The following is a 14,204-nucleotide window of genomic DNA, read 5'->3' on the forward strand; positions in this document are numbered from 1 at the left end:
TGATTAAATCTAAAAATAAAATTTCTAAAAATTGTTGAAATATAATATATATATAGTGTAAAATAAATTTGAAAAGTGAATAAGAGCGTCAAGGGTGCTTATTTTAGCTTAATAGGGAAAGTGGTGAAAATCCACTGCAGCCCCCGCTACTGTAGACGGAGACGAATCCTAACCACTGGGAAACTGGGAAGGTAGGAGGAGGATGACCCGTGAGCCAGGAGACCTGCCTTTGATGTGCTAATCCTTCGGAGGGAAGGGAATGGCAAAGTTTTGAATAACAGCCTGCCCTTTTTGCAGGCTTTTTTATTTGGTAAGTTCAAACATTTTATGAAACTTACTTGAAATAAAAATAAAAGCTTCCATTTCCTTGGAGGCTTTTTTATTTTACTTAGATTGGGGGATTAATATGGAATTTTTAAGGGATAGTTTAAAACAAATACAACCATTATATGAAGAAAAAATAGAGGAAGCGTGGCAGAGAATTGATAATCTAACAAAACCTATAGGAAGTCTTGGAACTTTAGAAAAGATAGCGGCAAGGATGGCTGGAATAACAGGAAATTTAGTAAATAGTCGATTAAAGAAAAACATTGTTATTATGTGTGCAGATAATGGGGTTGTGGAGGAGGGTGTAAGTGCTTGTCCTAAGGATATAACAAGAATAGTAACAGAAAACTTTACAAGGGGAATTACTGGTGTATGTGTCTTTGCAGATATGGTACAGGCAGATTTAACAGTGGTGGATATAGGCGTAGATGCTGAATTTAATAACACTAAGATAATAAATAAAAAGATAATGAGGGGAACAAAAAACATAGCAAAGGGGCCTGCAATGGAGTATAGGGAGGCAGTTGAGGCAATTGAAGTTGGTATAGCTATTGTAGATGAGCTTGTTAAAAAGGGATATAACCTTTTAGGAACAGGAGAGATGGGAATTGCAAATACAACAACATCTGCAGCAGTTTTGTGTGCATTATCTAATCTTGAACCAGATGTTGTTGTAGGTAAGGGAGCAGGTTTAACGGAGGAACAGTATAGACACAAGATTGAAGTTGTAAAGAGGGCACTTGATGTAAATAAGCCAAATCAAAATGACCCGATAGATGTTTTAGCAAAGGTTGGAGGACTTGATATAGCAGGATTATGTGGATGTTTTATAGGAGCTGCCAAAAATAGAGTTCCAATTGTAATAGATGGTTTTATATCATCTGCAGCAGCCCTTTGTGCAGTAAGATTAAATCCTAAGATAAAGGATTATATATTTCCATCCCATCTATCTGCAGAACCAGGTGCAATATATATGATGAAGGAAATAGGACTTGAGCCTATGCTGAATCTAAATATGAGATTAGGTGAGGGTTCAGGCTGTCCATTTGCCTTTTTTATAATAGAAGCTTCCCAAAAAATGATGAGGGATATGGGCAGTTTTGAGGATGCTAACATAGTGAATAATTTTCTTATAGATATAAGAGAGGAGAAGGCAATATGATAACGCTTGTAACAGGTGGGGTGAGATCTGGAAAGAGTAGTTACGCAGAAGAAATCTTAAGTGGTAATGATGATGTTGTCTATATAGCAACATCACTTGCTGAGGATGAGGAGATGAAGGAGAGGGTAAGGCTCCATAGATTAAGAAGACCAAAAGAATGGAGAACCTTTGAGGGGTATAAATGTTTAAAGGAGGCAATTGGAGAAGAAAAAAACTACCTTTTAGACTGTGTAACAAATTTAGTTTCAAATATTATGTTTGAGATGACATATCAGTTAGATGATATAGATGAGGAGACAAAGCTATTGGTTGAGGAGAAGGTTTTGGAGGAGTTAAAAAATTTAATTCAAGCGGTTAGAAATATAGGAGGAAACTTAGTTTTAGTTACAAATGAGGTAGGATACTCTATTGTACCAGAAAATAAAATAGCAAGAGCCTTTAGAGATATACAGGGAAGGGTAAATGTTAGGCTTGGTAGCCTTTGTGATGAAGTTTTCTTAGTAGTCTGTGGTATTCCTGTAAAAATAAAATGATTAAATCTTTAATATTAACACTTCAATTTTTAACAAGGCTACCAATACCTGTTTCAGTAGAGATAGACAAAAAGACTTTATCAAGGGGTACATTTTTCTACCCATATGTAGGTGTATTAATAGGCTCTTTAGGATACATACCCTATTATTTATTACACCCAATAGATAATCAAATAGCAGCACTCTTTTCAGTTTTATGTTTAATTGCTATAACAGGAGGCTTTCATCTTGATGGATTATCCGATACCTGTGATGGTTTTTTTTCCTCAAGAAACAGAGAAAGAATACTTGAAATAATGAAGGATTCAAGGATAGGAGCCTTTGGAGTTGTTGCAATTGTATTTGATATTTTAACAAAGTTTTTACTCCTATCTAAAATATCCTATAAATCAATGCTACTTACTCTTATGTTTTCCCTTGCCTTTGCAAGACTAACTGCTGCCTTTATGTTTACCTTTGGAAAAAGTGCCAAAAAAGATGGTTTAGGTGCTCAAATTACTCAAAACAGGTCAGAACTTTATTATATATTGGCATTTTCAAGCTTTATGCCTATTGCATTTTGGTATTTAGGATATGTAGCATTTTATATATTTTTTATTGATTTAGCCTTTGCAATACTTTTAATGTTAAAGTCCTATAAAACAATTGGAGGACTTACAGGAGATGTCTATGGTGCCTGCATAGAAATATGTGAGGTAATAGGTTTTTTTATAATGCTTTTAAAGTTTTGAGGTGACGCTATGCTGAATTTGTATCTTTTAAGGCACGGAAGTGTTGAGTCAAACGAGCATAAAAGATATATAGGGGTAACAGATGAAGAGTTATCCGAGATTGGGCACAATCAGGCTAGATATATGAGTAAAAAAAGTAATGTAGAGTTTAAAAGAATAATATCAAGTCCCCTTAAAAGATGCAGGCAGACGGCTGCCTATTTTGGAGATTTTGAAGTCGATGAAAGGCTGTTGGAACTTAATTTTGGAATATTTGAAAAGAAGGACTATATGCAAATTCAAAGGGAGTTTAAAGAGGAGTATAGTGCCTGGTGTAGAGACTATAAAAATTATAAGATTCCACAGGGTGAGAGCCTTATGGAGCTTTTTAAAAGAGTTGAAGATTTTTTAGATGATATAAAAAAAGAAGAAGGAAATATATTAATTGTAACATCAGGAGGAGTAATACGTTGTATGCTCTCCTTAGTATTTGAAAGTTATGATTATTTTTACAAATTTGAAATAGAAAACTGTAATATGTCAATAATAACAACCTATGATGGTTGTTATTGGTACATAAAAAAATTAAATGGAGGGGTCTAAATGAAAAACAAAAAACTGTTTCTATTTTTAATTTTATTTCTTTTACCCAAAATTGTATATGCAATGCATATAGGAGAAGGATTACTGCCACCTTTTTGGGCAGCCCTTTATTATGTTTTAATGTTTCCATTTGTAATAAAGGGAGCGATTGAAATTAAAGGGGCAAAGGAAAAGGAGATTAAGATGCTAATTGCACTATCTGGAGCTTTTATTTTTCTTTTGTCTGCACTAAAGCTTCCATCCGTTACTGGTTCTTGTTCACATCCTACAGGAACAGGACTTGCGGCAATTTTATTTGGGCCTTTTGTAACAGCGTTTTTATCTATGATAGTTCTTATTTTTCAAGCACTGCTGTTGGCCCACGGTGGAATTACAACACTTGGTGCAAATACCTTTTCAATGGGAGTAGTAGGACCATTTATAGCGTTTTTTACATATAAACTTTTAAAGAATAAAAATAGAAATTTAGCTGTATTTTTAGCAGCCTTTTTAGGTGATTTTACAACTTATATCATAACGTCTGTGCAACTTGCACTTGCCTTTAATAAAGCAGGATTTTTAAGTTCCTTTATTAAATTTATCTCAATATTTGCAGTTACGCAAATTCCCCTTGCAGTTATGGAGGGAATATTAACGGTTGTTATATATGAATATATAACAAAAAACGCATCAGAAGAATTGAAGATTTTGGAGGTGAAATGATGAATAGAAAAAATGTGTTTTTACTTTCCCTTTGTGCATTTTTAGTTGTTATATCCCTATTTGTAGGCTCAAGGGGAGGTGAATTTGGAGGTGCAGATGACCTAATTGAGGAGAGGATTGTTGAAATAGATGAAAACTATAAGCCTTGGTTTAATTCAGTATGGGAACCACCATCAGGAGAGATAGAAAGTCTTTTATTTGCACTTCAGGCGGGATTAGGTGCATATTTTATAGGCTACTATGTAGGAAGGAAGAAGAATGTTAAAGAGTGTGGATATGTATTCAAGAAATAGCAGTGCAAGATATATACATCCTGTGGAGAAAATGCTGTTTTGTATAGTTTCGATTGTAATAGTAAGCAACTGTGAAAATGTTAAATTAATTTTTATAAATTCAATTGTAATAATTTTTTTACATATATATTTTAAAACACCAAAGAGGTTAGTTTTAAAGTATGTATTTGGTATAGTAGGATTTTCCTTTTTATCAGCTGTTGTTTATTCTTTTGAACTTGGAATAGGTATTTTGATAATAATTCTTTTTAGGACGCTTTTTTGTTCATTGATGTTAACCCTTCTTATCTTTACAACCCCTATGGATGATATCATAGGTACTATTAAAGGTGTTTCCTTTTTAAGGGATACAGCAGAGATTATGGAGATGATGTTTAGATTCCTATTTGTACTTGAGGATGAACTTATGATTATAAATAAATCAATGAGGTCAAGATGTGGATTTTTGGGAATAAAGGCAAAGATAGAGGATACAGGAAGGCTCTCTGCTGTCCTTTTTATAAATACTTTAAAGAGATACAGAGAAGTAAAGGATGCACTAAATACAAGATGTTATGTGGGTAGAAGTTCAAGTCTTCGAAAATTTAGTTTTAGTCCTAAGAGATTAGCCTTTATAGTTTTATATCTATCTATATTAACATTTTTATCCTTTTAAAATTTAGGAGTGATTATATGAAGATAATGGTACAAGGTACATCATCATCCTGTGGAAAAAGTTTAACGGCAGCAGCCCTCTGCAGGATATTTTTTAAGGATGGATATAGTGTTTGTCCCTTCAAATCTCAAAATATGTCTCTAAATTCATTTGTAACAATTGAAGGATATGAGATGGGAAGAGCACAGGCACTGCAGGCATATGCTGCAAATATTGAGCCTGAGGTATATATGAATCCAATTTTGTTAAAACCTACAACAGACCATAAAAGTCAAGTTATATTTATGGGAAAACCGATTTCAAATATGGGGGCAAAGGAGTATTTTACCTTTAAGCCTAAATTAAAAAACAGGATATATGAAATATATAAAGAAATTGAAAAAAAATATGATGTGGTTGTTATAGAGGGTGCTGGAAGTCCTGCAGAGATTAATCTTAAGAAGGATGATTTTGTTAATATGGGAATGGCAGAGATGGCAGATAGTAATGTGATTTTAGTTGCCGATATAGATAGAGGAGGAGTATTTGCTCAAATTTATGGTACCTATATGCTCCTTGAGGAGGAGGAAAGAAAAAGAATAAAGGGAGTTATAATAAATAAATTTAGAGGAGATAAATCACTGCTTGAGCCTGGTATAAGGATGTTAGAGGAACTTATTCCAGTAAAGGTTATTGGAGTAGTTCCATATTTTGAATTCAATCTTGATGATGAGGACAGTGCATCGGGATTTAAGAACTTTATAAAAAATGGAATAAATGTAGCAGTTATAAAACTGCCTAAGATATCTAATTTTACTGACTTTGATTGCTTTAAATTTGAGGAGGATGTATCTCTAAAGTTTATTTCAAGACCAGAGGAGATGGCTGACGCGGATTTGGTTATCCTTCCAGGAAGTAAAAATACTATATCTGATTTAAGATGGTTAAAGGAGAAGGGCTTTGATAGTGCAATAAGAAATTTTGAGGGGATTGTATTTGGTATATGTGGTGGATATCAAATGATGGGAAAAGAAATATTTGATAAATATGGCGTTGAGGTTAAAGAGGGTACATATGAAGAGGGAATAGGTATATTTGATACAAAGACTTTATTTTTAGAGGAAAAAAGGCTTGAGAGAGTAGAAGGCACTGCCTTTTTAAATAAAATTTATGGGTATGAAATACATATGGGAATTACCATAGATAATAAAAATCCCTTTGTGTTTTTAAAGGATAGAATGGATGGAGATTGCAGGGAAGATAGGTTCTACGGAACTTATGTTCACGGAATATTTGATTCTGGAGAATTTAGAAGTTATATATTAAACAAAATAAGAAGAAAAAAGGGATTAGAGGAAAGAAGGTCGGAGGATTTAACAGATATAAGAAATCGAGAGCTTGACAGGTTGGAAAAGATTTTTAGGGATAACATTGATATAGATTATATTTATAAGCTACTATGATTGATTTAATTTTGGCAGTTTTTATTGATTTTACATTAGGAGACCCTGAAAATTTTCCACATCCTGTTAAGCTAATGGGTAAAATAATATCCCTTGAGGAGAAGATTTTAAGAAGGATTTTTAGAGATAATATGCTTTATTTTGCAGGTTTTTTGATTGTATTTATAAATATTACTCTATCATTTTCAATTCCATTTTATATTCTTAAAATTCTAAGTCCTTATAGGGCAATATATCATATTGTAAATATATATTTGCTTTATACTACAGTTGCAGCAAGGTGTCTTTCTGATGAGGCAAAAAAAGTTTATAGGGCTTTGGAAGAGTCGTTAGATTTAGCAAGAACAAGGTTATCTTATATTGTTGGACGTGATACACAAAATTTAAGCAGAGAGGAAATAGTACGAGCTACCGTAGAAACAGTTTCAGAAAATACATCAGATGGAATAATTGCACCTCTTTTTTATGCAAGCATATTTGGTGCACCTTTAGCTCTATGTTATAAGATGATAAATACTATGGATTCGATGCTTGGATATAAAAATGAAAAATATAGAAAGATAGGATTTTTTCCAGCAAAAACAGATGATGTTGCCAACTTCATACCTGCAAGGTTAACTGGAATATTAATGATTTTAACTCATCCATTTCAAATAAAAAGGTCCTTAAGAATTATGCTTAGGGATAGGAGAAACCATAAAAGCCCAAATTGTGGGTATCCAGAGGCTGCAACTGCAGGAATACTTGGAGTACAGCTTGGTGGCAGTAATTATTATTTTGGTGAGCTTGTTGAAAAACCAACCATAGGCGATAAGTTACGACCTCTTGAGGCAGAAGATATAAATAGAACTATAAAAATTATGTATCTTACAGAAATTTTATATTTAGCTTTTTATATAGTAGTTTGGTGGTGTTTAAAATGAGGCACGGTGGATGTGTATATGAATTTGGTAAAGATAAAGTAATAGACTATTCAAGTAATATAAACCCAATAAGATATAATGCAGACTTAAAGTCTATTAAGGATGCCTATATTTATCCAGATATTGAATATAGGGAATTAAAGGATGCTGTTTCAGAATACTTAGGGTGTAATAGAGACAATGTTGTTGTAGGAAATGGTGCGGTTGAAATTATAGATGCCTTTGTTTCTGCATTTAAAAGGGTGGTTGTGTTTATTCCTTGTTTTAGTGAATATGTAGATAGGGCAAGGATAAGAGGATGTAATGTGGTTAGATTTAAGTTGGATGATAACTTTAACATTGATTTAAATAGGATTTACGATTTAGAAAAGGATGACCTTCTAATACTTGGAAATCCCAACAATCCAACAGGTTATAGGATAGAAGAGGAGGTATTAAAAAAGATATATAAAATTTGTAGAGAAAGGGATGCCTATCTTCTTTTAGATGAGGCCTTTTATGAGTTTTCCTGTGATTACGATAGTATCCAACTTTTTAAGGACAAACAGGGTGTTGCTGTAATTAGGGCAGCAACTAAGTTTTTTTCACTGCCAGGCATTAGATTAGGATATGCCTATGTATCAAGTGAAATAAAGCAAAGGATAGAGGAGTTACTTTTACCTTGGAATGTAAATGTTTTTGCAAATGCCTTTGCATTAAAATTTTTAAGGGATAAGGAATATATAAGATTATCTAAAGAGTTTATTGAAGAAGAAAGAAGATATATGATTTTAGAATTAGAAAAGATTGAAGGGATAGTTGTATATAAAACACAGGCAAATTTTATATTGATAAGGCTTTTGAAACATAATGAAGAGACTATATTTAAAAGAATGCTACAAAAAGGGATACTTATTAGAAAATGCTCATCCTTTGAGGGATTAGATAATAGATATATAAGAATTGCTATAAAGGATAGAGAAAATAATAAAAAATTTTTACAGGCGTTTAGGGAGGCTTTATATGATTAGTGCTGTTGCCTATGGCAGCTTAGGGGAAATTTTGCAGGGAAGGTATAAAGGAATAGATGTTCTTTGTTCTTTTCCAGTAAATCTATTTACAAAAGTTTATTTAACGGAGGATGTAAGAAATACATATGAGTATGTAAAAACCAACTCCTTTATTAAGGAGATTTTAAAGAAATGGGAAATAGAGGAAAAATATTTTGCTTTAGTAGAGTCCAATATTCCAAAGATGAAGGGATTTGCCAGTAGTACAGCTGACATACTTGCTGCATATATAGCATTATTAAAAAGGTATAAAAGAATATTTAATATAGAAGAGTTTGTTAAGACAGCAATTAAAATAGAACCAACTGACAGCATCATATTTGATAAAGCAACATTATTTGATTATAAAGAAGGAAAATATATAAGAGCACTTGGAGATTATTTCAAATTCTATTGTATATGCTTTGAAGGGATAGAGGGTGTAGATACATTAAGTTTTAATAAAAGTGCCAAAGTTCCACTTCAGGAAGTAGATGACCTTGTTGAGTTATTAAATGAGGCTATTAAAAATAAATCGGCTGAAAAGCTTGCTTATGTTTCTACCCAGAGTATCCTGAGAAATCAAAAAAGACTTCCCTATTTGTATTTAAATGATATATTAGATATTTGTAAAAAAGTTGAGGGTTTAGGAATAGTTGGTGCCCATAGTGGTAATATGATTTCTATTATATTTGATGATAAGGAAAAAAGGGATTTTTATATGGAGAGAATTGATTATAAAATGAATTTTTACCCCCTTGAGACATTGAGAAAGGATGAAATCTATGAAGTCAATAATGATATCAGCATTAAGTAGCGGCAGTGGGAAAACACTTTTTACGGTAGGATTAATAAAACTTTTAAGCAAAATGGGGCTTGATGTTCTTCCGGCAAAGTCAGGTCCTGATTATATTGATACGCAGTATTTATCACAAGCGGCAGGATGTATGGCACAAAACATTGACTTTCATCTTCAGGGAAAGTTAGGTGCAAAGGAGTGCCTTTTTATTGAGGATAGGAATTACCTTGTTATTGAGGGAGCTATGGGATATTTTGATGGTATATATAATACATTTGAAAACTCAAGTTTTGACATAAGTAATACCTTAGATATAGATACATTACTTATATATTCTCCAAAGGGAGAAATGTTTTCAATGATTCCAAAGATAAAGGGGGCTGTGGATTTTTCCTGTGGAAGGATAAAGGGAATAGTTTTGAACAGAACAAATAGAAGGATTTATGAGCTTATAAAGCCTAAAATTGAGGAATATGTTGGGATAAGGGTTTTAGGTTTTATTGAGGAGGATGAAGATTTTTCAATTAAATCAAGGCACCTTGGGCTTGTGCAGAGCCAAGAGGTGTATAATTCTTCTCTAATAATAGATAAGATGTCGGATAAAATTAAAGAAAATATTGATATGGAATATTTGATGGCCCTATTTAAAGATTTAAATTATTATAGAAGATTAGAGCTTAATAAAAGAGATGTTGATGTATGTATATTAAAGGATGTAGCCTTTTCCTTTTATTATAGAGAAAATATTATGCTTTTAGAAAAGACGTGTAATGTTTGCTATGTATCACCCTTAAGGGACTATTCTATACCAAAGTGTGATTTTTTATATATAGGTGGCGGTTATCCAGAAATCTTTAAACACGAGCTATCCTTCAACACAAGTATGAAGGCTTCGATTAAAAGATATGCAGAGGATGGAGGGTATATTTATGCAGAATGTGGGGGGCTTATGTATTTGACTAAGGAGATAGATGGTGAAGAGATGGTGGGTGTTTTTGATGGTAGGGCTAAAATGACAAACAAACTTCAAAATTTTGGATATGTAGATTTAAAGTTACAGGATGAATTTTTAATTGGAGATTGTAACGACACATTTACAGGACACGAGTTCCATAGGTCAGTAGTAGAAATTGATGATAAAAGGTATGTTGAGGTAGAAAAAACAATGGGTGATGCAAATTGGAGATGTGGATATAGATATAAAAATGTATGTGCAATGTATCCACACATAAGCTTTATGGGAAATATAGAGGCCTTTAATAAAATGTTAGATAAGATAGAAGGGAGAAGAGGAGTATGAAGGCAATTTTACTTATTGGACACGGTAGTAGAGCAAAGGAGGCAAAGGATGTTTTTATAAAGGTTTCAAATGGGCTTCAAGAAAGAGTGAAAAGTAAGGTTTATATAGCCTTTATGGAGAATGCAACTCCGAGTATAGAGGATGCCTTTGTAAGTATTAGGGAGGATGGAGTAAGATATGTAGATGTTTTGCCCTATTTTCTATTTGAAGGAATACATATAAAGGAGGATATTCCTGAGATTTTAAGGGAGATGAAGGAGAAATACGATGTTGAAATCGAATTTAAAAGACCTATCGAGTATCACGAACTAATTATAGATATTCTAATTGACAGATTAAAGGGGGCAGGAATTTGTATATAAAAAATCCATATGAAATAGAAAGAAGGAGTTTTGAAATTATACGTTCTCATATAAAGGGTACATTTAATGAAGGGGAACTAAATGTAGTTATGAGAATGATACATACAACAGGTGATTTTGATTATGAAAATATAGTTGTATTTAAAAATAAGCCTGTTGATTGTGGAATTGAGGTATTTAAAAGAGGAGTAAATATATTTACAGATACTAAAATGGCGTATTCAGGTATAAACAAAAGAAGGTTGAAGGAACTATCCTGTAGTATTGATTGTTTTATAGATGATGAGGAGGTTTTTAGAAGGGCAAAGGAGAAGGATATTACGCGTTCTATGGCTTCAATTGATAAGGCAGTTGATTTAGGATTTGATGTATATGTTATAGGAAATGCTCCAACAGCTCTTTTTAGGCTAATTGAGCATATAAAGAATGGAAACGTATCTCCAAAGCTTGTTATTGGTGTACCAGTTGGATTTGTTGGGGCAAAGGAATCAAAGGAGGAACTTAGAAAATTAGATGTTCCTCAAATTACAACTGTAGGAACAAAAGGTGGAAGCAATGTAGCGGCTTCAATAGTAAATTCAATTTTATATATGGTGGGATAGTATGTTTGAGGTTATTGATGGTAAAAAGCTAAGATGTGGATATACAACGGGTAGCTGTGCACAGGCTGCAACTTTAGGATGTATATATCTATTGAAGGGAATTGTATTAAATGAGGTTGAGATTGAAACTAAAGTGGGAATTAAGCTGAAGATAAATTTATATGGACATACCTTAAAGGATGGATGGGCAACCTGCTATGCTTTAAAGGATGCTGGAGATGATTTAGATGTAACAGATGGAATAAAAATATATGTAAAGGTTAGGAAGAGGAAGGATTTTAAGGTTTTAATTGATGGTGGTGTAGGGATTGGAAGGTTTATAGAGGACACACCCTATGGCAAAAGGGGAGAGGCAGCAATAAATAGAGTTCCAAAGGAGATGATAGAGAAGGAGGTTAGAGGACATTTAAGGGGGGCTGATGTTATTGTATATGCTCCAGAGGGGGAGGAGGTTGCCAAGAAGACCTTTAATGGTCGGTTAAAAATAGAAGGAGGCATATCTATTCTGGGAACTACAGGCATAGTAAGACCTATGTCTAATGAGGCACTTTTAAAAACTATTTTTATGGAATTGGAGCTTAAAAGAAAAAAGACTGATGAAGTTGTTATGTGTTTTGGAAATCACGGAGAGGAATTTGCAATAAAAAGAGGCTTAGATGATACGGTTATAATATCAAATTTTGTAGGAGATGCATTGCAATATGCAAAAGTATTAAATTTTAAAAAAGTAACATTGGTAGGTCATTTTGGTAAACTATGCAAAGTGAGCATAGGGGCCTTTAATACCCACAGTCATATATCAGATTTAAGGATGGAGTCCTTTGTTTATTTTCTTGCGAAAAATCACATATCTTATGAAGTGATAGATAGGGTGGATAAAATGGCAACAGCAGAGGAGGCTGTGTGCTTTTTAGTGGATAATGGGTATAACTTTGTTATTTTGGATATGCTTAAGGGAGCTATAAATAAGATAAAGCAGCTTGTTAGAAATGATATGGAGATAAGAATAATAATGTATACATTTAGAGGTGATGTATTTGATAGTTGTGGGGATAGGACCTGGTAATTTAAAATACGCAAGTCTTGAGGCAATTGAAAAAATTAAAAATTCAAATAAGGTTTTGGCCTTTAAGAGAGTTGCAAAGGATATAGAAGAGATTTGTAATCCAATAATTATAAATGAATTAGAAGAATTAATAAAGCATAAAGATGCCTGTTTTGTGGCATCGGGAGACCCTTGCCTTTATGGTGTTTTAGATTTTCTTATAAAAAATAATATAGAGATAGAGGAGGTTGTTTCTTCGATTTCTTCTATTCAGTATATGTTTTCTAAAATAAAAAGAAGCTGGTCAAATGCTAATATTATAAGTCTTCACGGTAGAGACTTTAAAGATATAGGTTCAGGTATTTATGCAATATTTACTGATAGGACAAATACACCAAATTTCATATCAAAAAGGCTATCTGATATGAATAAAAGAGGACGTATGTTTGTTGGGTATAATCTATCCTATTCTAATGAAAGGATATTAGAGGGCAACATAGGAGACTGTTTTGAAGAATTAAGTGATTTAAGTGTGGTGATTTGTTATGTGGATTAAGGATGAGGATTTTATACGTTCAAAGGTTCCTATGACAAAGTTTGAAACAAGAATTATATCCTTAGCACTTCTTGACATTAAGGAGGGAGATGTTCTTTTAGATATTGGAGCTGGTACAGGTAGTATTTCAGTACAGGCAAGTAAATTAGGTGTAAAGGTTATAGCAGTTGAAAAGGATAAGGATGCAATAGAGGTGTTTAAAAGGAACATTGAAAAGTTTAATGTTGATATTCAGGTAATAAATAAAAGGGCAGAGGATGTAATTTTAAATTTAGACTTTGATAAATGTTTTATAGGCGGTACAGATGGTAATATTAATTTTATTTTAGAACTTATAGATAAAAAACTTAAAAAGGGTGGAATTATAGTAGCAAACTTTGTAACCAATAAATATATACAAATGGTAGAAAAACTAAAGGATTATGAAGTTGAAATAAGATTACTAAACATATCAAAATACGATGGAGTTTTATATAGAGCCAATAACCCTATTTTTATTGTAAAGGCGGTGAAAAATTGAAGTTAATTGGAGTGGGAGTAGGCCCAGGAGATATTGAACTTTTTACTTTAAAGGCAATAAATGCAATTGAAGAAGCAGCATATATATTTATACCCGAGAGTAGAGGGAAATCAATAGCCTATGATATAGCAAGGCCTTTATTGGAGGATAAGTATAACATTATATTCTTAGATATACCTATGGGATGCGGTAGGGATTTGTATAAAACCTATGCAGAAAGGATTTTTCGTACATCTGAGGGCAAAACATCCGTATTTTTAACCCTCGGAGATCCAAGTATTTATAGTACCTTTATTTATATAGCAGATGAAATAAAAAATCTTGGTGGTGATGTTTCGACAATTCCAGGAATTCCATCCTTTATTGCAGCTGCAGCATTGATAGGAGAACCGCTTCTTAGAAAGGGAGATAAAATGATTGTTTGTGATTCTATTGATGAAATAAACTTGAAGGGGTTAGATGCCGTAGTTGTATTAAAAACATTAGACAAGGAAAAAATATTAAATTTATTAGAAGAAGAGGGATTTAAATATTTTTATATTAAAAGATGTACTCAGAAGGATGAGATGGTTTTAACTGATAGAGATGATATACTTAAGGATAATGATTATCTTTCAATGATTATAGCAAAAAGGAGCTGAT

Annotated in this window: 18 protein-coding genes and 1 riboswitch; all 18 genes read left to right on the plus strand. The window is 32.7% G+C overall.

The genetic code is table 11. The annotated features are described in order from the left end of the window. The first annotated feature begins 75 nt into the window (after positions 1-75). A riboswitch (cobalamin riboswitch) is annotated at positions 76-245 on the plus strand. A gap of 161 nt (positions 246-406) precedes the next feature. Genes cobT through BUB63_RS00325 form a run of 18 tightly spaced genes read left to right on the plus strand, consistent with a single transcriptional unit; the run spans position 407 to position 14,203 of the window. Further along, positions 407-1,489, plus strand: a complete 1,083-nt coding sequence (cobT, locus tag BUB63_RS00240) for a nicotinate-nucleotide--dimethylbenzimidazole phosphoribosyltransferase (RefSeq protein ID WP_073247569.1) — start codon at positions 407-409, stop codon at positions 1,487-1,489. Further along, positions 1,486-2,022, plus strand: coding sequence for a bifunctional adenosylcobinamide kinase/adenosylcobinamide-phosphate guanylyltransferase (gene cobU, locus BUB63_RS00245; RefSeq protein ID WP_073247570.1), 537 nt, complete (start codon positions 1,486-1,488; stop codon positions 2,020-2,022). Before cobT ends, cobU begins: the two co-directional genes overlap by 4 nt. Beyond that, complete coding sequence (gene cobS, locus BUB63_RS00250; RefSeq protein ID WP_073247571.1) at positions 2,019-2,753, plus strand: adenosylcobinamide-GDP ribazoletransferase; 735 nt, start codon at positions 2,019-2,021, stop codon at positions 2,751-2,753. Before cobU ends, cobS begins: the two co-directional genes overlap by 4 nt. 9 nt (positions 2,754-2,762) lie before the next feature. Further along, positions 2,763-3,335, plus strand: a complete 573-nt coding sequence (locus BUB63_RS00255; RefSeq protein ID WP_051350572.1) for a histidine phosphatase family protein — start codon at positions 2,763-2,765, stop codon at positions 3,333-3,335. Next, positions 3,336-4,037, plus strand: a complete 702-nt coding sequence (locus BUB63_RS00260) for an energy-coupling factor ABC transporter permease (protein WP_027307940.1) — start codon at positions 3,336-3,338, stop codon at positions 4,035-4,037. It begins immediately after the preceding gene. Continuing rightward, the gene (locus BUB63_RS00265; protein WP_027307939.1) at positions 4,037-4,330 is read left to right on the plus strand and encodes an energy-coupling factor ABC transporter substrate-binding protein; all 294 of its coding nucleotides are present in this window, start codon (positions 4,037-4,039) and stop codon (positions 4,328-4,330) included. Before BUB63_RS00260 ends, BUB63_RS00265 begins: the two co-directional genes overlap by 1 nt. Continuing rightward, the gene (locus tag BUB63_RS00270) at positions 4,296-4,985 is read left to right on the plus strand and encodes an energy-coupling factor transporter transmembrane component T family protein (RefSeq protein ID WP_027307938.1); all 690 of its coding nucleotides are present in this window, start codon (positions 4,296-4,298) and stop codon (positions 4,983-4,985) included. Before BUB63_RS00265 ends, BUB63_RS00270 begins: the two co-directional genes overlap by 35 nt. Positions 4,986-5,002: 17 nt before the next feature. Next, positions 5,003-6,427 carry a cobyric acid synthase gene (locus tag BUB63_RS00275; RefSeq protein ID WP_073247573.1) on the plus strand — a complete coding sequence of 475 codons (1,425 nt, stop codon included), beginning with the start codon at positions 5,003-5,005 and terminating at the stop codon, positions 6,425-6,427. After that, positions 6,424-7,350, plus strand: a complete 927-nt coding sequence (gene cbiB / locus BUB63_RS00280; RefSeq protein WP_027307936.1) for an adenosylcobinamide-phosphate synthase CbiB — start codon at positions 6,424-6,426, stop codon at positions 7,348-7,350. Before BUB63_RS00275 ends, cbiB begins: the two co-directional genes overlap by 4 nt. Next, the gene (locus BUB63_RS00285; protein ID WP_073247574.1) at positions 7,347-8,360 is read left to right on the plus strand and encodes a pyridoxal phosphate-dependent aminotransferase; all 1,014 of its coding nucleotides are present in this window, start codon (positions 7,347-7,349) and stop codon (positions 8,358-8,360) included. The genes cbiB and BUB63_RS00285 overlap by 4 nt, the downstream gene beginning before the upstream one ends. Continuing rightward, positions 8,353-9,195, plus strand: a complete 843-nt coding sequence (locus BUB63_RS00290; protein WP_073247575.1) for a GHMP family kinase ATP-binding protein — start codon at positions 8,353-8,355, stop codon at positions 9,193-9,195. The genes BUB63_RS00285 and BUB63_RS00290 overlap by 8 nt, the downstream gene beginning before the upstream one ends. Then, complete coding sequence (locus tag BUB63_RS00295) at positions 9,164-10,477, plus strand: cobyrinic acid a,c-diamide synthase CobB (RefSeq protein ID WP_073247576.1); 1,314 nt, start codon at positions 9,164-9,166, stop codon at positions 10,475-10,477. Before BUB63_RS00290 ends, BUB63_RS00295 begins: the two co-directional genes overlap by 32 nt. After that, complete coding sequence (locus BUB63_RS00300) at positions 10,474-10,839, plus strand: sirohydrochlorin chelatase (protein WP_027307932.1); 366 nt, start codon at positions 10,474-10,476, stop codon at positions 10,837-10,839. The genes BUB63_RS00295 and BUB63_RS00300 overlap by 4 nt, the downstream gene beginning before the upstream one ends. Continuing rightward, positions 10,830-11,441, plus strand: coding sequence for a precorrin-8X methylmutase (locus tag BUB63_RS00305; protein WP_027307931.1), 612 nt, complete (start codon positions 10,830-10,832; stop codon positions 11,439-11,441). The genes BUB63_RS00300 and BUB63_RS00305 overlap by 10 nt, the downstream gene beginning before the upstream one ends. A gap of 1 nt (position 11,442) precedes the next feature. After that, positions 11,443-12,507 (plus strand): cobalt-precorrin-5B (C(1))-methyltransferase CbiD, encoded by a 1,065-nt coding sequence (cbiD, locus tag BUB63_RS00310; protein ID WP_073247577.1) that lies wholly within the window; start codon positions 11,443-11,445, stop codon positions 12,505-12,507. Then, positions 12,488-13,042, plus strand: a complete 555-nt coding sequence (gene cbiE / locus BUB63_RS00315; protein ID WP_242947327.1) for a precorrin-6y C5,15-methyltransferase (decarboxylating) subunit CbiE — start codon at positions 12,488-12,490, stop codon at positions 13,040-13,042. The genes cbiD and cbiE overlap by 20 nt, the downstream gene beginning before the upstream one ends. Continuing rightward, positions 13,032-13,562, plus strand: a complete 531-nt coding sequence (gene cbiT, locus BUB63_RS00320; protein ID WP_073247579.1) for a precorrin-6Y C5,15-methyltransferase (decarboxylating) subunit CbiT — start codon at positions 13,032-13,034, stop codon at positions 13,560-13,562. Before cbiE ends, cbiT begins: the two co-directional genes overlap by 11 nt. Continuing rightward, positions 13,559-14,203 carry a precorrin-2 C(20)-methyltransferase gene (locus BUB63_RS00325; protein WP_073247580.1) on the plus strand — a complete coding sequence of 215 codons (645 nt, stop codon included), beginning with the start codon at positions 13,559-13,561 and terminating at the stop codon, positions 14,201-14,203. The genes cbiT and BUB63_RS00325 overlap by 4 nt, the downstream gene beginning before the upstream one ends. Position 14,204: the final 1 nt, after the last annotated feature.

The sequence above is a fragment of the Caloramator proteoclasticus DSM 10124 genome (assembly GCF_900129265.1).
GTDB classification, from domain to species: domain Bacteria; phylum Bacillota; class Clostridia; order Clostridiales; family Caloramatoraceae; genus Thermobrachium; species Thermobrachium proteoclasticum.

Bases quoted from the DNA above. Each gene is read 5' to 3' on its own strand.
- cobT (WP_073247569.1), top strand. From the start codon at position 407: ATGGAATTTTTAAGGGATAGTTTAAAACAAATACAACCATTATATGAA.
- cobU (WP_073247570.1), top strand. From the start codon at position 1,486: ATGATAACGCTTGTAACAGGTGGGGTGAGATCTGGAAAGAGTAGTTAC.
- cobS (WP_073247571.1), top strand. From the start codon at position 2,019: ATGATTAAATCTTTAATATTAACACTTCAATTTTTAACAAGGCTACCA.
- BUB63_RS00255 (WP_051350572.1), top strand. From the start codon at position 2,763: ATGCTGAATTTGTATCTTTTAAGGCACGGAAGTGTTGAGTCAAACGAG.
- BUB63_RS00260 (WP_027307940.1), top strand. From the start codon at position 3,336: ATGAAAAACAAAAAACTGTTTCTATTTTTAATTTTATTTCTTTTACCC.
- BUB63_RS00265 (WP_027307939.1), top strand. From the start codon at position 4,037: ATGAATAGAAAAAATGTGTTTTTACTTTCCCTTTGTGCATTTTTAGTT.
- BUB63_RS00270 (WP_027307938.1), top strand. From the start codon at position 4,296: ATGTTAAAGAGTGTGGATATGTATTCAAGAAATAGCAGTGCAAGATAT.
- BUB63_RS00275 (WP_073247573.1), top strand. From the start codon at position 5,003: ATGAAGATAATGGTACAAGGTACATCATCATCCTGTGGAAAAAGTTTA.
- cbiB (WP_027307936.1), top strand. From the start codon at position 6,424: ATGATTGATTTAATTTTGGCAGTTTTTATTGATTTTACATTAGGAGAC.
- BUB63_RS00285 (WP_073247574.1), top strand. From the start codon at position 7,347: ATGAGGCACGGTGGATGTGTATATGAATTTGGTAAAGATAAAGTAATA.
- BUB63_RS00290 (WP_073247575.1), top strand. From the start codon at position 8,353: ATGATTAGTGCTGTTGCCTATGGCAGCTTAGGGGAAATTTTGCAGGGA.
- BUB63_RS00295 (WP_073247576.1), top strand. From the start codon at position 9,164: ATGAAGTCAATAATGATATCAGCATTAAGTAGCGGCAGTGGGAAAACA.
- BUB63_RS00300 (WP_027307932.1), top strand. From the start codon at position 10,474: ATGAAGGCAATTTTACTTATTGGACACGGTAGTAGAGCAAAGGAGGCA.
- cbiD (WP_073247577.1), top strand. From the start codon at position 11,443: ATGTTTGAGGTTATTGATGGTAAAAAGCTAAGATGTGGATATACAACG.
- cbiT (WP_073247579.1), top strand. From the start codon at position 13,032: ATGTGGATTAAGGATGAGGATTTTATACGTTCAAAGGTTCCTATGACA.